A 23,627-nucleotide genomic window follows, 5' to 3' on the forward strand; every position below is an offset into this window, starting at 1 on the left:
TATATCACGACGACGGAGCGATTGTTAAGCGATTTTCGGTTTTTCACCGTTTTTTGTATATGCGGAACGGGATCACCCGAGCGTTCGATCGACGGCTTCGGCGATGCGGCGGCACTTGACGACCAGGTCGGCGAAGCGTTCCGGCTTGAGCGACTGCTGACCGTCCGAGAGCGCGCATTCCGGCTCCGGATGGACTTCGACGATCAGACCGTCGGCGCCCGCCGCGACCGCCGCCTTGGACAGCGATTCGATGTATTCCCAGCGACCGCTGGCATGGGACGGGTCGACGATGACGGGCAGGTGGGTGAGTTTCTTGAGGACGGGCACGGCGCTGATGTCGAGGGTGTTCCGCGTCGACGTCTCGAACGTGCGGATCCCGCGTTCGCACAGGACGACCTTCTCGTTCCCGCCGGCGAGGATGTATTCCGCGGACATGAGCCACTCCTCGATCGTGTTCGCGAGGCCGCGCTTGAGGAGGATCGGCTTGTCGACCTTGCCGAGCTCCTTCAGAAGCGAGAAGTTCTGCATGTTCCGGGCGCCGATCTGGATCATGTCGACGGCTTCGAGGAACAAGGGAAGGTCCTCCACCCCCATCAGTTCGCTGACGACGGGGATCCCGTACTTGGCCCGCGCCTCCTTGAGGATGTCCAGGCCTTCCGGTCCCAGCCCCTGGAACGAGTACGGACTGGTGCGCGGCTTGTAGGCGCCGGCCCGGAGGATCTTCGCCCCGGCCGCCTGCACCAGGCCGGTCGTGAGGTCGACCTGGGCGCGGCTCTCGACCGCGCAGGGGCCGGCGATCATCACGACGTTCCTGCCGCCGATGGGGACGCCCGCCACGTCGACGATCGTGTCCGTCAGCTTGAACTTGCGGTTGACCTTCTTGAATGGCTCCTGGACGCGCAGGACGGTGTCGACGCACGGAAACGCGTAAAGCGAGTTCATGTCGAACTTGGTGGTGTCGCCGACGATGCCGAAGATGGTGTACGTCTGGCCGACGCTTTCATGGATCGAGAAGCCGAGGCCCGTCAGATGGGTCCGGAGCTGTTCGATCTCCTGATGGTTGGTGTTCTCCTTGAATTTGACGATCATTTCATGCCTTCCCTTTCTTGAGTTCGTCGATCGCTTCCAGGTATCCGGCGAACCCCTTCCCGCTGATTTGTGCGACGCAGACGTCGGCGATCACAGACACCTTCCGGAATTCCTCCCGGGCGCGGATGTCGGACAGATGGACTTCGACCGTCGGGACGCCGACGGCCTTGATGCAGTCGCGGAGTGCATAGGAGTAGTGCGTGAGCGCCCCGGGGTTGACGACGATGCCGTCCAGCCGCCGGTAGCGGCGCTGGATCGCATCGATCAGACATCCTTCGTGGTTGGACTGGACGAATTCGACCCGGAGTCCGCCAGCCGTCGCGTGGCGACGGATCTCCCGGACGAGGTCGCGATAGGAACGCGATCCGTAGACGGAGGGCTCACGGACGCCGAGCATGTTCAGATTGGGTCCGTTAACGATCAAGATGCGCATGGATCTTCGCCTCGATTTCGCGTGTCGTTTCGTCATGACGGCCGGTGACCTCGACGGTCACGTCGGCGTATCGTTCGTATAGCGGCCGCCGTTCGCGAGCGAGACGCTCGACGTCGGCCGGAGATTGGATCAGCGGACGGTTCCGGATGTCGGCCGCCATGATCTTGCGGTAGTCCTTGTCGAGGAACACGACGATCCCGTTATGCCTGAGGCGACGCATCGCCTCGGCGTCCTTCACCATCCCGCCGCCGGTCGCGACGATCAGGCCGCGATCTGCCGCGTGGCGTTCGACGAGCCGCGCCTCCATCGCGCGGAAAGAGGCTTCGCCCTCTTCAGCGAAGATGGCGGCGATCCTTCTTCCCTCGATCCGTTCGATCTCGGCGTCGGTGTCGAGGATCCGCTTGCCGAGCGATGCGGCGAGACGCGATGCGAACGTCGACTTGCCCGACAGCGGCAGGCCGATCAGCACGACGTTGGCAAGATCGAGCGCAAGCCGTCCGTGGACGGCGCGCGCCGTCGCCTCGGCGATCGTTTCGCCGGTGAAGAGTTCCCTGGCCCGGCGGGCCTGCATGACGAGCATCAGGAGTCCGGACGCGGTCTTGATCCCGCGATCGGCGGCGGTGATCAGAAGGTCCGTGCGGAGCGGGTTGTACACGAGGTCGAAGACGAACTCGAGGTCGGGAAACGGATCGAGCGAAACCGGCATGCCCTCTTCGTCGGGGTGCATCCCGACGGGGGTGGCGTTCACCAGGATCGCATGCGGTCCGCCCGCGGACGTCAGGAGCATTTCGCCCTCGCGGCGCGGGGTGCGGCAGTAGACGTCGACCGCCGCGGCGCCGCGGTCAAGCAAATAGCGCCTTAGCGTCACGGAGACCCCGCCGTTGCCGATGACGGCGACGCGCTTGCCGGAAGGATCGACGCCGTGGCGGGCGAAGGTGGCGGCGATGCCGTCGACGTCCGTGTTGTATCCATGCAGGCGGCCGTCGCGGCGGACGATCGTGTTGACCGATCCGGTGGCCGCGGCGAACCCTTCGAGTTCGTCGAGGAACGGAACGACGGTTTCCTTGTAGGGGGTCGTGACGTTCAGCCCGTCGAATCCCCCCTCGCGGAGGAAGCCGACGGGATCCTCGGTTTCGAACAGGTGGTAGGACGGATCGCCGAACGCGGCGTGGACCGCCGGCGAGAAGCTGTGGGACAAACGGCGGCCGAGCAGTCCGAAGGTCTTCATCGGAACCAGGCGGCCGGCTTGCCCTCCGCAAGCAGGTCGAAGAGCGCGAACGCGACGGCGGCGTTGATCACGTGGACGGCGCGGTGGACGATGGCGGGGTCGTGGCGTCCGCCGACGACGATCGTCGCGTTTTCGCGCGTCTGAAGGTCGACGGTGCGCTGCGGAAGACCGATCGAGGAGGTCGGCTTGACCGCGGCCCGCAGGATCAGGGGCATGCCGGTGGCCATTCCGCCGAGAATGCCGCCGTTGTGGTTGGCGAGCGTGACGACGCGGCCGTCGGAATCGAAGGCGTATTCATCCTTGACTTCCGAACCGAGCTTGCGCGCGATGTCGAAGCCGTCGCCGAATTCGACGGCCTTGACCGCGGGAACGGAGAAGAGGATTGCCGAGAGTCGGCTTTCGAGCGAATCGAAGAGCGGTTCGCCGGTGCCGACCGGAAGGCCGACGACGGCCGTTTCGACGATTCCGCCGACGGTGTCCGCATGCGCCCTGGCGTCTTCGATCACGGCCCGCATGCGCGCTTCGGCGTCGTCGTCGAGCACCGGGAACGGAAGGCTCGCGAGCTGCGCGAGGGCTTCGGGTTCGATCGCGAGCGGATCGAACGGGCGGTCGAGGACGTGCCCGACGGACAGGATGTGGGAACCGACGCGGATGCCGTGGCGGATCAGGACCGTATCGGCGATCGCGCCGGCGATCATGAAGAGAGCCGTCATGCGGCCGGAGTGGATGCCGCCGCCGCGCAGGTCCTCGGTCCCGCCGGACTTCACATAGGCGGGATAGTCCGCATGTCCCGGACGCGGTCTGTTCCGGAGCGGATCGTAATCGTGCGAGCGGGTGTCGGTGTTGGGGATCGAAAAGCGGAGCGGCGTGCCGTCGGTGACGCCGTCGGGCGCCCCGGAGCGGATCTCATATCGATCCGGTTCGCTGCGGGAGGTCGAGATCGACGTCTGCGGGCGGCGACGGGCGAGGGCGGAGCGGATCGCTTCTTCATCGAGCCGGACGCCGGCGGGAAGGCCTTCGACCGTCAGTCCGATCTCCGGGGCGTGCGAAGCGCCCGAGAAGGTGATTCTGATGTTCTTTCCGAAAGTGTTCAACGTATCAGCTCTTTCTCACAGCTTGAACTGCGATTTGACGATGACCGACGAACCGATGTCGACGACGTCGACGATCGAGAGGAGATCCTTGCGGTTCTTCTTGTCGCGGTTGACGTACATCTTGAGGTTCTCGATGTCGACCGGATCCGAGGTCGGAAGCCCGTACTTGCGCAGGCATTCGACGAGTTCGCGGCGGACTTCCGGATTGGAGACGATCATCACCATGCCGATCGCGATCGCCTCGCCGTGGAGATACTTCTTGTACTCATAGTACGCCTCGAGGGCATGGCCGTACGTGTGACCGAAGTTGAGCGAGCGGCGGACGCCTTCGTCGAACTCGTCGGCCTCGACGAAGCGACGCTTGATCTCCAGCGACTTGTAGATGAAATACTCCCAGTCGGCGGCGACGTCCTCGGTCCTGATCCGGTGGAAGAACTCCTTGTCGGCGATCATGCCGTACTTGATCATCTCCGCCATGCCGGCGGCGAGCTGGCGCCGGTCGAGGGTCTTCAGGACGGCCGGATCGATCAGGACCTTGACCGGTGCATGGATCGCGCCGATGGCGTTCTTGGCCTTGGCGGTGTCGATCGCGACTTTCCCGCCGACGCTCGAGTCGATCTGCGCGAGCAGCGTCGTGGGAATCTGGATGAGGGGGATGCCGCGCAGGTAGACGGCGGCCGCGAATCCGGCGAGGTCGCCGGTGACGCCGCCGCCCAGGGCGATGACGCACGAGTCCTTGCGGACGCACTGGTCGGTCATGATGTCGACGATGCGTCCGAGTTCCGCGAGCGATTTGCTTCCCTCGCCTTCGGGGAAGCGGATCACGATGTGGTTCGGACAGGCCGCCGTCACCTTTTCGACGTAGGCTGCCGGAATGTGGTCGTCCGAGACGACGACGTAGAACGTGTCGGGATCGAGATGGCCGGAGAGCCGGTCGAGCAGGCCGGTCTCGATCAGGACTTCGTAGGTCCTCGCAGATGCCTTCACCTGCAGTTGGCGCATGTCATTCCTCCATCGCGGCGATGACGCCGCCGGCGTTCATGAAATCGTTCCAGAAGTTCGGATAGGACTTGTTCACGGCTTCTCCGTGGCGGATCACGACGGGTTTCGCGCATCGCGTCGCCGCGATCGCGGCCGACATCACGATCCGGTGGTCGGGGGCCGGATCGAGCGGACCGCCTTCGAGCGTGTCGCGACCGCGAAGGACGATCGACGTGTCGGTCACCTCGATGTCGGCGCCGAGCCCCTTCAGGATGTCGTATGTGGTCTGGAGGCGGTTCGACTCCTTGTACTTGAGCCGGGACGCGTTCTCGATCGTCGTCGTGCCGGAAGCATAGGCGCCGAGGACGGAGATGATCGGCGCGATGTCGGGACACTGCGAGACGTCGACGACGCATCCCTTCAGGTCCGAGCGGCGGAAACGGATGCCGCCCTCGACGACTTCGACGGATCCGTTCATGTCGCGGATGACGTCGAGGATGCGGCGGTCGGGCTGCAGCGAGACGGGCGTGACGTTCCGGCAGAGGACGTCGCCGGCGAGCACGCCGGCGACGGCGAAGAACGCCATCTGCGAATGATCGCCCTCGATCGTGACGTTCGTCGGCGCGTAGGTCTGGTTTCCCGGGACGAGATACGACGAGACCCGTTCCTCGATCCGCACGCCGAAGCGGCGGAGGATGTCGACGGTCATGTCGATGTACCCCTTCGATTCCAGGGAGCCGAGGATGCGGATCTCGGAATCCGCCCTGAGGAGCGGGAGGGCGAACATCAGTCCGGAGATGAACTGGCTCGAGATCGATCCCGGCACCTCGTAGACGCCGGGCGTCAGGGTGCCGCTCACGATGATCGACTTCTCGTTCTGCTGGTAGACGAGACCGTGCTGGCGGCAGATGTCGTCGTAGGCGGAGAGGGGGCGCTTCATCAGTCCCGGCTTGCCGGTGTAGATCACCTTTTCGCGGGACAACGCGAGGATCGGCAGGACGAAGCGCAGCGTCGATCCCGATTCGTTGCAGTCGATGAAGTTGTCGTCGCTCACGAGGATGCGCGAAACGCCGTTCACGATCAGCTGGGAACCGTTGTTGATGATCTTGACGCCGATCTTCTCCATCGCCGCGATCGTCGCGGCGACGTCGTCGTTGACGGCGGCGTTGTGGATCACCGACTTGCCCTTGGCGAGCGAAGCGGCGATGATCGCGCGATGGGTCTGGCTCTTCGACGGCGGAACGGCGACGGAGCCGGTCATGTTTCCGGGCGTAATCAGTACGTTCATGTCATTTCCCCTTTTCGAGTAGCGTGCGACGGCGGTTCGCTTCCGCCATTTTGAGTTTCAGGCCGTGGATGTCGCCGCTTCGAAGGAGTCTTTCGAGCTCGTCCAGCGAAGCGCGGAAGGCGTCGATGCGGGCGATCAGGTTGTCTTTGTTTTCCAGGAACAGTTCGCTCCACAGCGGCGCGTTGATCATCGCGATGCGGGTCAGGTCGCGGTAGGAATCGCCGATGAAGCGTCCGGTGTCGAAGACCCCGTCGTCGCTGTCGACGATGGCGAGCGCGATCGCGTGCGTCAGCTGGGAGGTATAGGCGATGATCGCGTCGTGTTCCTCCACCGTCAGGTCCGTGACGTTGCCGAATCCCATTTCCCGGGCAAGCGAGCGGATCGTTTCGAGCGCCGCGACGGTATTCGCCGGCGTCGGGACGACGATGTAGTTGGCTCCCCGGAAGATGGCGGGGTCGGCGTACGCCACGCCGGTCTTCTCGCGTCCGGCGACCGGATGGGAGAAGACGAACTGGACGCCTTGGGGCATCCGCGCGAGGACGCCTTCGACGATCGCCGACTTGACGCCGGCGATGTCCGCGCAGACGGTCCCGGGACGGATCGTCGCGGCGTTCTGATCGACGAACTCGAGCAGCGCCCGCGGATAGAGGCAAAGGTAGACGACGTCGCACGAACCCAGCAGCTCCGCGGGAGCGGCACAGGCGCGGTCGACGATCCCCTTCGCAAGCGCGAGGGACGCCGCCTGCGGATCGATGTCGTAGGCGAGGATGGTGTGGTTCGGCTTCAATGCGGCGGCGATGCTGCCGCCCATCAGACCGAGACCGACGATGCCGACTCTCATGGTATGAAAACCCCCAACGGATACTTTATATCATTGTAACACACTTTATTTGCGATGGAATTCCTTATGCGAAAAAGCTTGGAAAAGTCCTTCGCGGCGGGAAGCCGCCGGATGCCGGATTTTCTTTTTAAGAAAACGACGATATGATATAATGACTGTGAAGGCAGGTGACCGCCATGTATGTTGATGTTTCGCCGTTCGAATACGCCGGTTCCGTTCTCGAACGGATGAAGCCCGGCGTCTTTCTGACCGCATCCACGGACGGAAAGGCCAATACGATGATCATCGGCTGGGGCGGGCCGATCATGATGTGGAACCGTCCGATGGTGGTCGTCTTCGTCCGCGACATCCGCGCCACCTATCCGCTGATCGAGAAGAGCGGCGAGTTCACCGTGAGCGTTCCCCTGCGCGACGGACTCGCGGACGCGATCCGGTTCTGCGGTACGAAGTCCGGGCGCGACGTCGACAAGTTCGCCGCCTGCGGCCTGACGCCGGTCGCCGGCCGTTTCGTCGGCGCGCCGGTCATCGGCGAATGCGACCTCCACTACGAATGCCGGATCATGTACCGGCAGAAGCTCGACCAGGCTGCCGTTCCGCAGGCGATCAAGGATCGCTTCTACTCCAATCCCGCCAACAACGCCAACCACACCGTCTACTACGCCGACATCCTCGGCTGCTACGTGGATGGGAGGGTCCGCTGATGGCGGTCCTCCTCGACGGCAAGGCGCTCGGCGCCCTGATCCGCGAATCCGTCAAGCGGGACGTCGAAACGATCGTCCGCGACGCCGGCGTCGTCCCGCATCTTGCGGTCGTCCTCGTCGGCGAGGATCCCGCGAGCCAGACCTACGTCAAGAGCAAAGAAAATGCCTGTCGCAATGCCGGCATCCGTTCCACCGTGATCCGCGAGCCTTCGGACGTCGACGAGGCGCGGCTCCTTTCCATCATCGACGGCCTGAACGCCGATCCCGGCGTCCACGGCATCCTCCTGCAGCTGCCGATTCCGAAGCACCTCGATCCCGACCGCGTCATCGCGCGGATCGACCGAGGGAAGGACGTCGACGGCTTCACTCCCGAGAACGTCGCGGCGCTTTCGAACGGCCGGCCCCGCCTCGTCCCCTGCACGCCGCGGGGCGTGATGCGCCTCCTGGAACATTACCAGATTCCGGTCGCCGGACGCAAATGCGTCGTCGTCGGCCGCAGCCAGATCGTCGGGAAGCCGATGGCCGCACTGCTTCTGAACGCCAACGGCACCGTCACCGTCTGCCATAGCAAGACCGCCGACCTGCGCGCCGAGACGCAGCGCGCCGACATCCTCGTCGTCGCCATCGGAAAGACCCGCATGATCGACGGATCCTATGTGAAGCCCGGCGCCGTCGTGATCGACGTCGGAATCTCGAAAATCGACGGCGTGATCGCCGGCGACGTCGATTTCGCGTCGGCCGAAGCCGTCGCCGGATGGATCACCCCGGTTCCCGGCGGCGTCGGTCCGATGACCATCGCCTGCCTTCTGGAAAACACGATCGCGTGCTGCCGCGGACTCCTCGGAGGGCGCCCATGATCAGCCGCTACCAACGCGGACCGATGGCCGCCGTCTGGTCCGACAAGAACCGCTTCGACACCTATCTCGAAATCGAGATCCTGAACGCGGAGGCGCTCGCCGCCGCGAATGTGATCGGCGAACGCGAACTCCGTCTCCTCCGCAAGAACGCGTCGTACTCGCTCGATCGCGTTCGCGAACTCGAAGCGATTACGAAGCACGACGTGATCGCCTTCACCCGCGCCGTCGCGGAAACGCTCGGCGAGGAAGGGCGGTTCATCCATTACGGCCTGACCTCGACGGACATTGTCGACACCGCCAACGGCGCGTTGCTGAAACAGGCGGACGCGATCCTCGCCGCCGACATCGACCGCTTCATGGAGGTCCTCCGGAAACAGGCATACGCGTACAAGGACACGTTCTGCGTCGGCCGCACCCACGGCATGCACGCCGAGGTCACGGTCTTCGGGTTGAAATGGGCCCTCTGGCACGAGGACATGGCGCGGGCGAAGCGCCGCTTCCTCGCCGCCGCCGAAGAGGTCGAGTGCGGCAAGATCAGCGGCGCCGTCGGGAACTACGCCTTCACCGATCCCGCCGTCGAAGCATACGTCTGCAACCGACTCGGCATCCGCTCCGCGACGATCTCCACCCAGACGCTGCAGCGCGACCGGCATGCGGCGTACCTGTCCGCGATCGCCCTGGTGGGCTGCGAGCTCGAGAAGATCGCCACCGAGATCCGGCATCTCCAGCGGACCGAAGTCGGCGAAGTCTCCGAACCGTTTTCCGAAGCCCAGAAGGGTTCGTCGGCGATGCCCCACAAGCACAACCCGATCTCCAGCGAGAACGTGTGCGGACTCGCCCGCGTCCTGCGCGGCTACGCTTCCGCTTCGATGGAGGATGTCGCGCTCTGGCACGAGCGCGACATCTCGCACTCCTCGGTGGAGCGCATCCTCCTCCCCGACGCCACCGCCCTGCTCGACTACATGCTCGACCGGTATGCCGGCGTCCTCGTCGGACTCGTCGTCGATGCGAAGCGGATGGCGGAGAACATCGGCCTGACGCGCGGAACGATCTTCTCGCAGCGCGTCCTGACAGCCCTTGTCGATGCCGGCCGGCGGCGCGAGGAAGCCTATGACGCCGTCCAGAGGATCGCCGCCGAGGCGATCCGGACGGGCGTGGAGTTCCGCGAACTCCTCCAGGGCGACGAGTTCGTGAAGGCCGCTCTCGGAACGGATGCGATCGGCGCCTGCTTCACCCTCGACTACTACGCGCGCCATGTCGACCGGATCTACCGCAAGGTCTTCGGCGACGGAACGCGCTGATCATTCGCTCGAACACGACTTCAGACCGACCGGAAGGCGGTTCTCAACAGAAAGGAACATACAAGAATGGGTCTATTGATTGGTTCGATCATCCTCACGATCGTCTTGGCCGTCGCCGGCGTCGCCGGCGCGACCCGCTACAACCGCGTCAACCGCGAGCGCAACGGCTGGCTGATGGTTTCCATCGCGCTCGTCGGTCCCGCGATCCTGCTTCTCGGCGCGTTCACCCGCGTCGACGCCAACGAGGTCGGGATCATCTACGACGACCGGTACGGCGTCATGGAGGAGGTCAAGCTCGAGGGCTTCCAGGCAAAGTCGATCTTCGAGCACATCACGCCGATCAGCACGGCCGTGAAGACCGTGACGCTCGGGGCCACCAAGGACGAAGTCCTCGGCGGACAGACCCGGGATTCCGTCTATGCGACGTTCGTCATCACCACCACGTATCACATCCGGGCGGCCGATGCCGGGCTCTTCTTCAAGAAGACGGGATCGACCGACATCACCTCCGCCCAGTTGAATGCCGCAGCCAAGCAGGCGCTCCAGGCGGTCACGATCAACTATGACATCTACGGACTCCTGAGCACCGATCTCGAAGCCGCCCGCGAGGAGTTCCAAACGCAGTTGACGACGCTCCTCTACGCCCAGTACTACATCACCCTCGACAGCGCCTCATTCGACGACATCGATGCCGGCGACCTCGTCGAGCAGACGATCCAAGCGAAGGCCCAGGCGCAGCAGCAGATCGAGATCGCCCAGGCCAACCAGGATCGTGCCGAGATCGAGAACGCGACCGCCCTGATGAATGCCCAGGCGCTCGCCGATGCGGCCGTGATCGCCGCCCAAGGCGCGGCCGACGCGGTCCAGATCGCGGCCGACGCCGAAGCCTACAAGGTGATGACGGAGAAGACCGCGGTCGCGGACCTCTTCGACTACTACAGGACCGAACTGCCCGGTCTGACCGACGCCGAAATCGCCGATGTGGTCATGAGCGTCATCTATTACGCCACATGGAACGGGGAGTTGCCGATGGTGGTCGGCGACGCCTCGGTCTTCATCCCGCTTCCGTGACGCGGCCATCGGTCAAGGAGACGCAATCAGAGGATTCAGACAGCGAGGCGTGCAATGAAACGATATGATTTCGACAGGCCGATCGATCGGCGCGACACCTGCAGCATCAAGACCGACTTCGTTCCGGACAAGGACGCCCTGCCGCTCTGGATCGCGGACATGGACTTTCCCGTCGCCGATGAAATCGTCGCCGCGATCAAGAAGCGCGCCGACCATCCCATCTACGGCTACGGCTATCTGCCCGACAGCCTGTTCGAGGCATTCGCCGCATGGCATCGCGCCCGTCATGGGGTGGTTTACGATCCGACGAAGGCGATTCCGTACTACAGCGTCGTCTCGGCGATCCGGCTCGTCCTTTCCGCGCTCACCGAACCCGGCGACGCGGTCACGATCATGACGCCGGCCTATATGAACTTCAAGCCGTCCGTCGAGGAGATCGGACGCCGGCTGGAGACGAGTCCGCTGATCGTCGAGGACGGCCGCTACCGGATCGACTTCGCCGACCTCGACGCCCGCCTGTCGCGTTCGAAGGTCCTGCTCGCATGCTCGCCCCACAATCCGGTCGGCCGCGTCTGGACGATGGACGAGTTGTCCCGGATTCTCGCCCTCTGCGAGAAGCACGGGACGATCCTCCTGTCCGACGAGATCCACTCCGACCTGATCCTGCCCGGATCCACGCACACCGCCGCCCTCACGCTCGGCGAAAAGGCGAAGGAACTGACCGTCGTCATGCTATCGGCGACGAAGACGTTCAACCTCGCCCAGGCGGGGATGGCGTTCATCTACACCGAGAACTCCGCATATGAGACGAAGATCCGCAGATTCATGGAGAACCTCCATCTCGGGGCGATGAACGTCTTCGCCGCCGCTGCGGTCGAAGCCGCCTACCGTCACGCCGGCGACTGGCTCGACCAAGTCCTCGTCTACGTCGAAGGCAACGAGCGCGTCGTCCGCGCCCGCATCGCCGCGACGATGCCGAAGCTCGCGCCCGTGCCGCTGGAGGGAACGTATCTCCTCTGGGTCGACTGCCGTCGACTCGGCTCGGCCTATCGCGACTTCTTCGAGAAGGAAGCGAAGGTCTACGGCGACGACGGCGCCCTCTTCGGAACCGAAGGGGAGGGATTCTACCGATTGAACATCGCGACGCCGCGCTGCGTCGTCGACGAGATGCTCGCCCGCATGGAGCGGGCATACCGCGCCCGCATCGAATGAAAGGAGGCGTTCCCGTGAGCATGATCCGGAAAACCGTCATCGCGCTTCTGTCCGCGATCGTTCTGATCGCCTTTTCACCGTCTCTCCGGGTCTCGGCCGCCGACGACTACACCGGTCTCCAGGATGCGCGCGACCAGGTCGCCGCGGCGATCGCCGCCGAAGCGGGTTACAATGCCGATTCATTCCTCGCGTTCGAAGCCGATCTCGACGACCTCGGCGGACTCGCTGCCGTCGACGCGATGCTTTCCGATCCGTTCGCCGAACAGAGCGCCGTCGACGCCCTCGAAGCCGATCTGAGGCAGCTTCTGTCGCAGCTTGTGACGAAGGCGACGTGGGATGCCGTCTCCGACGCCTACATCGTCGCCCGGGCGAGGAACGTCACCGCCTATACCGTCCGTTCCCGCGCCGACTACACCGCGATCCTCGACGCGGTGCGCAACGTGATCCAGAACGAACGTGCCGGCGAGACCCTGACCTCCGCCCAGACGGCGATCATCCTCGGCGCCGTCGACGTCCTCGTTCCGCTCGCCGACAAGACCGATCTGCTTCAGGCCATCGCCGAAGCGGATGCGATCGACGGATCCGACGGGTCGATCTACATCCCGTCGACGTTCGCCGCATTCCAGGCCGCTTACGACGCCTTCGCCACCGAGATTCTCGCCGGCGTCGCGATGACCGTCGACGAGATCGTCGGAAACGCCGATGCGAGCGTCGACGAAGCCGCAACCGCCCTGTCCGCCGTTGAAGCCGCACTCACGCTTCTCGCGTTGCGACCCGACAAGACGTCGCTGATCGCCGATTACGGAATCGCGGTCGAATACGACCTGACGCCGTATACGCCGTCGACGGCACCGCTCTTCACCGCCGGACTCGTGCAGGTCAAGACCGTGATCGACGATCCCGAGGCCGACGTCGCGGAGGTCGCCGCCGCGACCACCGCCCTGTCCTCCCTGTACGACCTCCTCGTCCTGCGCGCCGACAAGAGCGCCCTCGTCCTCGCCAACAACGCCGCGATCGTCGCCTATTACGAAGAACGCGAATCCTACACCACCTCGTCCCACGCGCTCTTCCGCGAAGCCGTCCTCGCCTACGGCACCTATCTGGCGGTCAACGCCGCGATCGCCGACGCCGACGCCTCGCAGGCGGAGACCGACGCGCTGCTCACTCAGGTTCAAGACGCGCTCGCGCTCCTGGTGCCGCGTGCGGACGTCGACGCGCTCGACGCCGCCTATCGGACGGCCGCGGCGCTCGATTTGTCGCCCTTCACTCCGGCATCGGCCGCGCTTTACGAAACCACTCTCGCGGACGTGCTCGCGGTGATCCTCGACAAGGATACCGACCAGAGCGAGGCGGACGCGGCGCTCGTGCTGCTCGACGGTCTTTCCTCCCTCCTGACGGAACGGGCCGACAAGACCGTGCTGGCCGCCGCGATCGCGGACGGAGCCTCGATGCGCGCTGCCGTCTATTCCAACTCGTCCTTCCAGATCCTCGTGCGTCGGATCGACGCCGCGGATGCGATCATGGACGACGCGGATGCCGCGCAGACGGCCGTCGACGATGCCGCGACGGCGATCCGCGCGGCGATCGCGGGATTGAGTCTGAAGTCCCGCGAACTCGTGATCCGCGCCGAAACGGAATCCATTTCCCTCCTCGACCACGTGACCCTCGGGGACGCGACCGTCGCCGGATACGCCATCGGCGATCCGACGATCCTCGCCATCGACGACGACGGGAACGCATCGGGCTTGAAATTCGGATCCACGACGGTCATCGTCACGCTCACGAACGGAATCACCGAGGAGCTGACCGTGGTCGTGAAGGCGAAGATCCAGACCGGTACGATGGTCTTCGCGATCGTTCTCCCCGCCGTCGCCGTGGGCGGGGCGTTCGCGATGCTCTTCTGGAACCAGCGGACGCTCGCTTTCCTGAAGGGCGCGCGGATCTTCCGCCGCAAGCCGAAATCCTGACGAATCCGATCCATCGACGCCGCGCATCCGCGGCGTTTTTTTTACCTCGACTTTACAATCCTTTACACGAGACGGGTGTGAGCCGGCGCCGGGGAAGCGTAGAATGAGGTCGGAAATCCAGAAAAGGAGATTGATCGACCCATGAAGAGAATCCTGCTTGCGATGACCGTCCTCATCGCCGCCGCGGCGCTGGTCGCCTGCGGATCCACGACCACCACCACCGAAGCATTCGACGCGTCCATGTCCATCAACGTCTACACCCGGGATACCACCTCGGGAACCAGGGCCGGTTTCATGGCCGGCATCGGCTTCGCCGAGGCCGAGACCGACGATTCGGTCCTCGCCGACGGCTTCATCATCAAGGACAATACCGGCATCCTGACGGCGATGACGATCGACGAATACGGCATCGGCTACATCTCCCTCTCGAGCGTCAACACCAGCGTCAAGGGACTGTATTACAACGGCGTCGCTCCCACGGAAGCCAACGTCATCAACAACACCTACGCCCTCAAGCGTCCGTTCATGTGGATGACCCGGGCGGCGGGCGACTATCCTTCCGATACGGTCGAAGCGATCGTCAACGCGTTCGTCGCCTTCCTCGGCACGACCGATGCCGGCGACATCATCGCCAATGCCGGCGCCATCTCGCTCCCGAGTTCGACCACCTGGGACTCGATCAAAGCCCAGCACGACGTCTGCGTCGAGGACAACAGCGGCGTGACCGTGCGCTTCGGCGGGTCCGACTCGATCCAGAAGGTCGCCCAGGCGCTGACCGCGGCCTTCATGCCCAAGTGCGGCAACTTCGTCGCCGAGCACGACCACACCGGCTCCGGCGACGCCTACAAGCGCACCAACGACCCTGCCATCAAGGATACTTCCGTCGGCAAGGACGTCGCCTTCGCCTCCCGCCTCTTCAAGTCCACCGAAACGGTTCCGGAGTCGCAGATCGGCCAGCTCGCCTGGGACGCCATCGTCGCGATCGTCCATCTGAGCAACCCGCTGTCCGACGTCACCGCCGCCGACCTGAAGGCGATCTACGACGGAACCAGCGCGAAGTGGTCCGACGTCGCCGCGGGCGAATGATTCGAATCACATCGGCGTTCATGAGACCCGGAAGGGTCTTTTCGCATGAAAGGAGGGATCGCGGATGACGAATCCGATGATCGGCATCGCGATGCGGAACACCGTCCGCAGCCGCCGCATCGACCATGTCGTAAAGAGCGTCTTCCTGGCCGCGGCGCTGCTTTCCGCTTCGTTCGTCTTCCTGATCGCCGGCATCGTCCTGGTCCGAGGGATCATCCCGTTCGTCTCCGACAACGACGGCCTCGGCTCGGTCGACCTGTTCCGCTTCCTGACGGGCGACGTCTGGCTCGTCGGCGCGACCTTCGTTTCGAACGCCTATGGCGTCGGATATCTGATCCTCTCGACGCTCTTCATCACCTTCCTGTCGCTTTCCGTCTCTTTTCCCGTCGGGGTGCTCACGGCGCTCTTCATCGCCAAGGTCGCGCCGAAGCCGCTCGCGAAGGTCCTGCGCACCGTCGTCGAGACGCTCGCCTCGATCCCCTCGATCGTCTTCGGGCTCTTCGGAGCCGGGGTGATCCTGAAGCTCGTCTACGATTTCAGCATGGCGATCGGATACCAGTCGAAAGGCGGGAACTCGATCCTGGCGGCGGCGCTGGTGCTGGCGCTCATGACGATCCCGACGATCACCTCGATCTCGGAGGTCGCGATCCGATCGGTCGACAAGGCGCTCGAGCACGGTTCGCTCGCACTCGGCGCCTCGAAGACGCAGACCCACTTCAAGGTCGTGCTGTCCGCCGCCAAGTCGGGCATCTTCACGAGCGCGATCCTCGGCGTCGGCCGTGCCCTCGGCGAGGCGACGGCCGTCTCGCTGGTCGCCGGCGGACGGCGCTCCGGGGTGTCGTTCGACCTCCTCGACACCACCGCGACGCTGACCACGATGATGCTCGAGGGACTGAAGGAAACGACCGGGATCGACTACGACATCCGCTTCTCCGTCGGTCTCGTGCTGATGGTCGTGATCCTGATCACCAATCTGTCATTGAACGCGATCAGGCGAAGGGTGGGATCCGTCCATGTCAAGGCGTAGCGCGCGCAAGCTCCGGGATTTCTTCCTGAACGCCGCGACCTATCTGTCATCGACCGCGAGCCTCGCCGCCCTGATCGCGATCCTCGCCTTCATCTTCGGGAAGGGAGCGGCGCTCCTCAACCTCGACCTGGTCGTCGAGAACTTCGAATCGCAGGGGTTCGTCGCCGACTTCTACGAAGGATCCGAAGCGTGCGACTGCGCCGCCGGGATCGACCTGCCGGAAGGATCGTTCTATTCGGAGAAATGGGGCATCGCCCTCTCCGACGCGACCGATCTGCTCGGAAAGACGGTCGTCGAGGTCGACTACGTCCATCCGGACAGCCCCTTCGCCTATCTGCACGACAAGGGCGTCGGCACCGAACCGCTCCCGCTCCGGACCGACTACGACGTGGTCCGGATCGCCTTCGACGGATATTCCACCGCGCTTTCGCGCTACGGGGCCGAGAACATGATCGCTTCGCTCGATGCGAACGATGCCATCCGTGAAATCGAGTTCCAGACGAAGGGCGGCGGAATCCGCGGATCGATCCTGACGACGCTCGTGCTCATCGGACTCACGCTCCTGATCGCGCTTCCGATCGGCGTCGCCGCGGCGATCTACCTGACCGAATACGCCGCCGTCGGACCATTCACGAAAGCGATCCGCACCTTCATCGAGACGCTCACCGGGGTGCCGTCGATCATCTACGGCCTGCTGGGGCTCGCGGTCTTCGTGCCGCTCACCGTGAAGTGGACCGGCGCGACCGGCGGAAATCTCCTTTCCGGTTCGATGACGCTCGCGGTCATCCTCCTTCCGGTGATCATCCGCACCACCGAGGAAAGCCTCAAGACGGTTCCCGACGACTATCGCTCGGCGTCGCTCGCGCTCGGCGCGTCCATGACCCAAACGACCTTCAAGGCGGTCCTTCCGAGCGCCCTTCCCGGCATCGTGACGGGCGTGCTGCTGGCGATCGGGCGCATCATCGGCGAATCGGCCGCACTCGTCTTCGCGATCGGCACCACGATCAAGGACGACGTCTCCCTGACGGGGAAGTCGACTCCCCTCGCCGTGCACATATGGGCGATGATGACGGACGAACCGGCCAACGTCGAACTCTCGGCGACGATCGCGATCATCATCGTCGTCATCGTCGTGTTCCTCAACATCGTCGTCAAACTGATCACGAACCGCTACATCAGGAAGAGAACGGGGGTGGGCGCATGAACAGCGAAAGCAACGTCGACGGCGCCTTCAGGATCGAAGGACTGAATCTGCACTACGGCGCGACGCATGCGCTCAAGAACATCAAGGTCGACATCGCCAGGCGCAGCGTGACCGCCCTCATCGGGCCGTCCGGCTGCGGGAAATCGACGTTTCTGCGCACGCTCAACCGGATGAACGACCTGATCCCGAACTGCCGGATCGAGGGCGACGTGCGCTATCGCGACGAAGACATCTATGCGCCGGGGACCGACGTGATCGACCTGCGCCGAAGGATCGGGATGGTCTTCCAGAAACCGAATCCGTTTCCGATGAGCGTGTTCGACAACGTCGCCTACGGACCCCGATGCCAGGGCATCAGGGACAAGAAGACCCTCGAGGAGATCGTCCTGCGCGCGCTCAGGGACGCCGCCCTCTACGAGGAGGTCAAGGACCGGCTCAAGGAGAGTGCCCTCAGCCTGTCCGGCGGGCAGCAGCAGCGGCTCTGCATCGCCCGCGCGATCGCGATGGCACCGGACGTGATCCTGATGGACGAGCCGACGTCGGCGCTCGACCCGATCGCGACCGCGAAGATCGAGGAGCTGATCGTCGGCCTCCGCAACGATTACACGATCGTGATCGTGACCCACAACATGCAACAGGCGGCGCGGATCTCCGACTACACCGCGTTCTTCCTCTCGGGGGAACTGGTCGAGGTCGGACCCACCGACAAGCTCTTCAGCCATCCGTCGAATCCGAAGACGGAAGGATACATCACCGGGAGGTTCGGATGATGACGCGCATCTATGATATAATGATTGAAGGGGGAGCAGGCCGATGAACAGCCGCATCCGTTTCGACGAAGAACTGGAAAACCTGAAGCTGGAACTGATCAAGATGGGTGACACCGTGATGCAGAACATCGACGCGGGACTCCGGTCGTTTCTGACGATGGACGTCGATCTCGCGGAACGCACCGTCAAAGCCGACAAGGTCGTGAACGCCTTCGAACAGACGATCGAGAAGGAATGCCTCAAGATCATCCTGAAGGAACAGCCGGTCGCGAAGGACCTGCGGCTGATCACGTCCGTCCTGAAGATGATCACCGATCTCGAACGGATCGGCGACCATGCGGCCGACATCTCGAAGATGGCGATCTTCATGGAGAAGACGAAGAAACCCTACGAGATCAGGGAAATGAAGCCGATGACCGAGGCCGCGACCGAGATGATTCGCAGCGCGCTCTCGTCCTTCATCAACCGCGACGTCGCGCTCGCCGAGCGCATCCATGACGACGACGACGTCGTCGACGATTATTTCGAATCGGTCAAGAAGACGGTGGCCTCCGCGATCAGAAGCGGGACCATCGACGCCGATTACGCGATCTACGCGATGATGGTCGCGAAGTACCTCGAACGCATCGGCGACCACGCCGTGAACATCGGCGAATGGGTGGTCTTCTCGATCACCGGCGAACACAAGCACAATCTGATTTTCTGAGGAGGGATTCCATGGGCGCTCTGATCTACTCGGTCGAAGATGATCCGAACATCGGCCACATCATCCACATCGCACTCGCGAACTCGGGATACGAAGTCGACACGTTCACAGACGGAAAATCGCTGTATGCGGCGATTGAACTGGCGTTGCCAGATCTCATTCTGCTCGATATCATGTTACCGGACTCGGATGGGATCGAGATACTCAGGAAGCTGCGCGGGAACCCGGGCATGCCGTCGATCCCGATCATGATCGTCTCCGCGAAGAGTTCCGAGATCGAACGCGTCGTCGGCCTCGACGCCGGTGCCGACGACTACCTCGTCAAGCCCTTCGGGGTCCTCGAACTGATCAGCCGCGTCAAGGCATTGCTTCGAAGAAACGATAAAAAGCAGACGGAAACCGTCGAATCGGGTCAAATCGTTCTGAATATCGCCGAACACGCATGCATCGTCGGTGAAAACGAGGTTTCCCTGACGGCAAAGGAATTCTCGCTTCTGCGACTCCTGATGAGCAATCCGAACCGGGCGTTGACACGCGAGTCGATCCTCGATTCCGTCTGGGGTTACGACTATCTCGGAGAGACGAGAACGCTCGACGTTCACGTTAAGGAAGTCAGACAGAAGCTGGCACGAGCCGGATTGCCGGAGGACCCGATCAAGACCGTCCGCGGGATCGGGTACAAGTTCGTTCCATGAAGAAAAAGCTCGTCGTTCGATTCGGTCTGATCATCGTCATCGTCTTTGCGACGTTTCTTTTCGGATCGACGCTTGTTGTCCAGAATTCGATCTCAAAAGCAACTGAAATGAATATACAGAACTATTTGATCATTGTCAAAGACCATTATGAAGAATCAGGAGACATCGAGGAGACGATCGACGCATTCGATGGAATCGGCACCGATCTGCGCATCACGCTGATCGATCAGGGGGGGGTCGTCCTCGCCGATTCCGCCCTCGTTTCTAGCGAAAACCACCTTTCGAGACCTGAGTTTCAAGACCCGGGAACATTCGTTGTTCGCTATTCGGAGACGCTCGGGAAACGAATGATGTATCTGGCCGAAAGATTGCCGGACGGAAGCTATCTTCGGGTTTCGATTCCGGCGTCTTCGATCACTCCATTCATTACCGAGTTCGTTCTTCTGACGCTGTTGGTCGCGACTTTCCTCGTCGGCGTCGCCATCGTCTTCGCAAAACTCGTCGCCGATCGGACGCTGCGCCCGCTACGGGAGACCGCCGCATCGCTCAAGGCGATCCCCGAAGGGCGTTACGTCGAACGTCTTCCGATCGAGAGCGCTGACGAGATGAACATGATCACGAACGAGATCAACGACATTGCCAGGATGATCTCCTCGAACATCCGGGAACTCGGTAACGAGAAGCGCAAACTCGACTTCATCCTCGACCACATGGACCAAGGGCTCTGCATCCTCGATGTCTACGGCCGCGTGGTCCTCGTCAACCGTTTTCTGAAGTCCCTGCTCGGATTCAATGACGACAACCTCGACCGTGACTATCTGTACCTGTTCCGCGGCGAGACAATCCAGGCGGCGATCCGCGACGCCCTCGAGAAGGGCATCGGGACGAACTGCACCGATTCCGTCGACGGACGGTCCTATTCCGTCACCGTCATCAAGAACCCGGATGACGGCAAGGAGACGGAAAGCGTCCTTCTGATCTACACCGACATCACGAAGGAACGTGAGCTCGAGGTTCTCAAGCGCGATTTCTTCGTGAACGCGTCGCACGAACTCAAGAGCCCGCTCACCTCGATCCTCGGTGCCTCCGAACTGATCGCCGCGAACATGACCAAGGGACCCGAAGAGACCATCGACCTGGCGCAACGGATCATCCAGGAGGCGCGGCGCATGAACCACCTCGTCGCCGACATGCTCGACCTTTCGAAGTACGAGCAGGGCGGGCTGACGAAGAACGCGACGAACATCGACCTCGCGGACGTCGTCAAGGAAGTCGCCGCCGCACTCGAGCCGATCGCCGCCGAACGCGGCATCACGATCGCGACCACCCTCGTGCCGACGGCCCTCTACGCCGACCACGAGCACATGACCCAGCTGGTCCGCAACCTCGCCGACAACGCGATCAAGTACGGCGTCGAACGCGGCCATGTCCGGATCTCCCTTGCCAAGAACGACGCCGGGGTCGAACTCGTCGTACAGGACGACGGCATCGGGATTCCCAAGGCCGACCAGGCGCGCGTCTTCGAACGTTTCTACCGCGTCGACAAGGCGCGCTCGAAGAAGACCGGCGGGACCGGCCTCGGACTCGCGATCGTGAAGCACATCGTGCTCGCCTACCGGGGGAAGATCACCCTCGAGAGCGAGCTTGGCAAGGGAACCAGAATCACGGTTTGGTTCCCGGCCTGAGCGACGGAATCCTGCCACATGCAAAACCCCCCGATCGGAATGGTCGGGGGGTTTTCGTTCGAGCCTCTGACATGTACGGGCGTCGATCCCGCGCTCGCGGACTTTATGCGGAGATCGTCCTGATCCATTTTCGCGAGCGCAGGAGGACCACGCCGATGATGAGTCGCACCAGTTCCTCGAGGGCGATCGCGAGATAGACGTACTGGATCGGCCAGTCGAAGAGAAACGCCGTGACCGCGCCGAGCGGGACGCCGATCGCCCACGTTCCGACGAGATCCATGTAGAAGACATACTTGGTCTTCCCGCCGGCCTTGAGGACGCCGCCGAGGATCATGTTCGACACCTTGATCCAGAGCACGAGGGCATAGGCGATGAGGATCGCCGACATCGTCGCGCGCGTCGTCTCTCCGACGTTGTAGATGCGGGGATAGAACGGCGACGCGACGATCACGAGGATTCCGAAGACGATCGCGCCGAACATTCCGATGAGCCATGTCCGCGTCCCGAGGAACAGCGCGAAGTCCGGTTCGCCGGCGCCGAGCCGGTTGCCCGTGGTCACCGACGCCGCCTGGCTGACTCCGGCGAAGAAGCCGATCGTGAGCATCACGACGGGACCGATCGACACCATCGCGGCCGTCTCGGCGGTGCCGATGTGGCCGTAGATGATGCCGTAGGCGTTCTCGCCGAGGCTCCAGAGCAGTTCCGACAGGAAGATCGGCAGGGTGATCCGGAAGGCATTCAGCCGGAAGACCGAACCGACACCGAGTTTCAGGTCGAAGGCCTCCGTCGGCTTCTTCTGATGCGCGAGGAAGAAGCCGACGAGGATCGCGCACTCGAGGAACCGCGTCGCCGTCGTCGCGATCGCCGCACCGGCGGCGCCCATCGCGGGCAGGCCGAACTTCCCGAAGATGAGCACCCAGTTCAGGAAGGTGTTCAGGAACACGCCGGCGAACGAGGCGTAGGTCGGGAGCTTGACCTTCCCGAGGCTGCGGAAGAGGCTGCCGACCATGCCGGTGACGACGCTCGGGAGGAAGCCGACGGCGACGATGCGGAGATAGACGGCGCCGACGGCGCGGACCGCCGGGTCGGGGGTGTAGATCGAGATGATCGATTCGGCGAACAGGATTCCCCCGAGGAAGAAGACGATGCCGACGACGGCGATCCAGCGGCTGAAGAGGACGAAGGCGCGGGATACGTTCTCGCGATCCTTGCGGCCGTAGAACTGGCTCATCAGGATCGACGCGCCGACGGTGAAGGCTCCCGAGGTGAAGAAGAACACCGTCGGGATCTTCCCGCCGAGACCGATTCCGGAGATGACCGTCTCGCCGAGCGTTCCGACCATGATCTGGTCGATGATGCCGAGCGATGACTGGAAGAGGACCTGCAGCGACAGCGGCAGGGCGATCGACAGGACCACCTTCAGGTAGTTCTGTCGGTTCAGATGTTCGAGCATGTCACTCCAGCCGCTCGGCGAGCGTGCCGAGCAGGATCTCCGGATGTTCCTCGAAGGGGTTCTTCCCCTGCGTCTCGGTGATCCGCGTCAGATAGATGTCGTGATGGATGTGTTCGGCGACGACCTTCGTGAAGAGGGCGTTGCTGGAGACCGTCCCGGTCCACTCGCCGCGGTTCTCGTTCAGGTTCGCGAGCATCGATTCCTTCCCGTCGGCGACGAGCATCAGGCGGGAGTTGCAGAAGCCGGGGAGTCCATGCGAGAAGAGTTCCACCATGCCGGGAAACGCGCGTTGCGCATGGAACGAGAAGACGATGACGCGGACGTTCGCCGCCGCCAAGGCTGCGAACTCGCTTTGAAACAGACCGATGTCGAGGTCGGTGTTCATGTAGACCTCCCTGGTCGCGAACCGCAGCATTTCCCGGGCGCGGGCGACGACGGACTCGTAGCCGACGACCGTGGCGTAGGCGTCGCGCTCCGGCTTCACGGCCGTCTTCGGCAGTTCCTGCGCGAGATAGCCGATCGTCTCGTCGACGCCGGCGCGGATCCGCGAAAGCAGCGCCGCCGGCGCCTCGGCGAAATAGGCGTCCTTGTCCGCGGACGATTCCATCAGGACCGCGCCGTCGGAGAAAAGCTTCGCGACGACGGGATAGGCGGTGGAGCGGGAAAGCGACAGGTCGCGGGCGATCTGGTAGACCGTGCGGCCCGGGTGTTCGAGCAGGTACAGGTAGACGGCGGCCTCGTTGTGCGAGAAATTGAGTCGGCCAAGCGCCGTTTCAAGTGTCTTCATGGATATCCTCCAATGCGTTGTATATTTTGGACAACTATATTATAGACCCGCGAAACGCGAATGTCAACGGCGCCCGCCGGTGAAAAGCGAACCGCCGCGAGAATCGTCCCGAGGCCCGTTTTTACGATAGTAAAAAGATGCCGCTTTCAGT

Annotated in this window: 22 protein-coding genes; 13 read left to right on the forward strand and 9 right to left on the reverse strand. The window is 63.3% G+C overall.

What is annotated here, in order from left to right:
* Positions 1–72: 72 nt before the first annotated feature.
* The 7 genes from aroF to WC509_06405 are packed head-to-tail and all read right to left on the reverse strand — an operon-like array spanning position 73 to position 6,954.
* Positions 73–1,089, reverse strand: coding sequence for a 3-deoxy-7-phosphoheptulonate synthase (gene aroF, locus WC509_06375; GenBank protein MFA5007073.1), 1,017 nt, complete (start codon positions 1,087–1,089; stop codon positions 73–75).
* A gap of 1 nt (position 1,090) precedes the next feature.
* Positions 1,091–1,522 carry a type II 3-dehydroquinate dehydratase gene (gene aroQ / locus WC509_06380; protein MFA5007074.1) on the reverse strand — a complete coding sequence of 144 codons (432 nt, stop codon included), beginning with the start codon at positions 1,520–1,522 and terminating at the stop codon, positions 1,091–1,093.
* Entirely contained in the window at positions 1,503–2,750 is a 1,248-nt protein-coding gene (locus WC509_06385; GenBank protein ID MFA5007075.1) for a shikimate kinase, read from the reverse strand. The genes aroQ and WC509_06385 overlap by 20 nt, the downstream gene beginning before the upstream one ends.
* On the reverse strand, positions 2,747–3,844 hold the full coding sequence (gene aroC / locus WC509_06390; GenBank protein MFA5007076.1) for a chorismate synthase: 1,098 nt from the start codon (positions 3,842–3,844) through the stop codon (positions 2,747–2,749). Before aroC ends, WC509_06385 begins: the two co-directional genes overlap by 4 nt.
* Positions 3,845–3,859: 15 nt before the next feature.
* The gene (gene aroB, locus WC509_06395; protein MFA5007077.1) at positions 3,860–4,846 is read right to left on the reverse strand and encodes a 3-dehydroquinate synthase; all 987 of its coding nucleotides are present in this window, start codon (positions 4,844–4,846) and stop codon (positions 3,860–3,862) included.
* A 1-nt stretch (position 4,847) separates the two neighbouring features.
* Positions 4,848–6,113 (reverse strand): 3-phosphoshikimate 1-carboxyvinyltransferase, encoded by a 1,266-nt coding sequence (aroA, locus tag WC509_06400; protein ID MFA5007078.1) that lies wholly within the window; start codon positions 6,111–6,113, stop codon positions 4,848–4,850.
* Between the two features lies 1 nt (position 6,114).
* Positions 6,115–6,954 (reverse strand): prephenate dehydrogenase, encoded by an 840-nt coding sequence (locus WC509_06405; protein ID MFA5007079.1) that lies wholly within the window; start codon positions 6,952–6,954, stop codon positions 6,115–6,117.
* Positions 6,955–7,130: 176 nt separating this feature from the next.
* Between WC509_06405 and WC509_06410 the strand changes: the two genes are divergently transcribed.
* The 13 genes from WC509_06410 (at position 7,131) to WC509_06470 (ending at position 21,236) form a co-directional block, all read left to right on the forward strand.
* A complete protein-coding gene (locus WC509_06410) occupies positions 7,131–7,655 on the forward strand; it encodes a flavin reductase family protein (protein ID MFA5007080.1) in 525 nt (174 codons plus the stop codon).
* A complete protein-coding gene (locus tag WC509_06415; GenBank protein MFA5007081.1) occupies positions 7,655–8,512 on the forward strand; it encodes a bifunctional 5,10-methylenetetrahydrofolate dehydrogenase/5,10-methenyltetrahydrofolate cyclohydrolase in 858 nt (285 codons plus the stop codon). The genes WC509_06410 and WC509_06415 overlap by 1 nt, the downstream gene beginning before the upstream one ends.
* Positions 8,509–9,813 (forward strand): adenylosuccinate lyase, encoded by a 1,305-nt coding sequence (purB, locus tag WC509_06420; GenBank protein ID MFA5007082.1) that lies wholly within the window; start codon positions 8,509–8,511, stop codon positions 9,811–9,813. The genes WC509_06415 and purB overlap by 4 nt, the downstream gene beginning before the upstream one ends.
* A gap of 66 nt (positions 9,814–9,879) precedes the next feature.
* Positions 9,880–10,884: an SPFH domain-containing protein gene (locus WC509_06425; GenBank protein MFA5007083.1), complete on the forward strand. Its 1,005-nt coding sequence runs from the start codon at positions 9,880–9,882 to the stop codon at positions 10,882–10,884.
* Positions 10,885–10,938: 54 nt separating this feature from the next.
* Positions 10,939–12,096, forward strand: coding sequence for a PatB family C-S lyase (locus WC509_06430; GenBank protein MFA5007084.1), 1,158 nt, complete (start codon positions 10,939–10,941; stop codon positions 12,094–12,096).
* Positions 12,097–12,116: 20 nt separating this feature from the next.
* A complete protein-coding gene (locus tag WC509_06435) occupies positions 12,117–14,063 on the forward strand; it encodes a hypothetical protein (GenBank protein ID MFA5007085.1) in 1,947 nt (648 codons plus the stop codon).
* Between the two features lie 141 nt (positions 14,064–14,204).
* Positions 14,205–15,149: a substrate-binding domain-containing protein gene (locus WC509_06440; protein ID MFA5007086.1), complete on the forward strand. Its 945-nt coding sequence runs from the start codon at positions 14,205–14,207 to the stop codon at positions 15,147–15,149.
* A gap of 64 nt (positions 15,150–15,213) precedes the next feature.
* Complete coding sequence (gene pstC, locus WC509_06445) at positions 15,214–16,176, forward strand: phosphate ABC transporter permease subunit PstC (protein ID MFA5007087.1); 963 nt, start codon at positions 15,214–15,216, stop codon at positions 16,174–16,176.
* A complete protein-coding gene (gene pstA, locus WC509_06450; protein MFA5007088.1) occupies positions 16,163–17,380 on the forward strand; it encodes a phosphate ABC transporter permease PstA in 1,218 nt (405 codons plus the stop codon). The genes pstC and pstA overlap by 14 nt, the downstream gene beginning before the upstream one ends.
* On the forward strand, positions 17,377–18,150 hold the full coding sequence (pstB, locus tag WC509_06455; protein ID MFA5007089.1) for a phosphate ABC transporter ATP-binding protein PstB: 774 nt from the start codon (positions 17,377–17,379) through the stop codon (positions 18,148–18,150). Before pstA ends, pstB begins: the two co-directional genes overlap by 4 nt.
* Before the next feature lie 43 nt (positions 18,151–18,193).
* On the forward strand, positions 18,194–18,856 hold the full coding sequence (phoU, locus tag WC509_06460) for a phosphate signaling complex protein PhoU (GenBank protein ID MFA5007090.1): 663 nt from the start codon (positions 18,194–18,196) through the stop codon (positions 18,854–18,856).
* Between the two features lie 11 nt (positions 18,857–18,867).
* The gene (locus tag WC509_06465; GenBank protein MFA5007091.1) at positions 18,868–19,551 is read left to right on the forward strand and encodes a response regulator transcription factor; all 684 of its coding nucleotides are present in this window, start codon (positions 18,868–18,870) and stop codon (positions 19,549–19,551) included.
* A 350-nt stretch (positions 19,552–19,901) separates the two neighbouring features.
* The gene (locus WC509_06470; protein ID MFA5007092.1) at positions 19,902–21,236 is read left to right on the forward strand and encodes an ATP-binding protein; all 1,335 of its coding nucleotides are present in this window, start codon (positions 19,902–19,904) and stop codon (positions 21,234–21,236) included.
* A gap of 103 nt (positions 21,237–21,339) precedes the next feature.
* Here the strand turns inward: WC509_06470 and WC509_06475 are convergent, their stop codons facing one another.
* Positions 21,340–22,689 (reverse strand): MATE family efflux transporter, encoded by a 1,350-nt coding sequence (locus tag WC509_06475; GenBank protein MFA5007093.1) that lies wholly within the window; start codon positions 22,687–22,689, stop codon positions 21,340–21,342.
* 1 nt (position 22,690) lies between these two features.
* Positions 22,691–23,476 (reverse strand): helix-turn-helix domain-containing protein, encoded by a 786-nt coding sequence (locus tag WC509_06480; GenBank protein ID MFA5007094.1) that lies wholly within the window; start codon positions 23,474–23,476, stop codon positions 22,691–22,693.
* Positions 23,477–23,627 lie beyond the last annotated feature (151 nt).

This window comes from Candidatus Izemoplasmatales bacterium, assembly GCA_041649275.1.
Classification (GTDB): Bacteria; Bacillota_I; Bacilli_A; order Izemoplasmatales; family Hujiaoplasmataceae; genus UBA12489.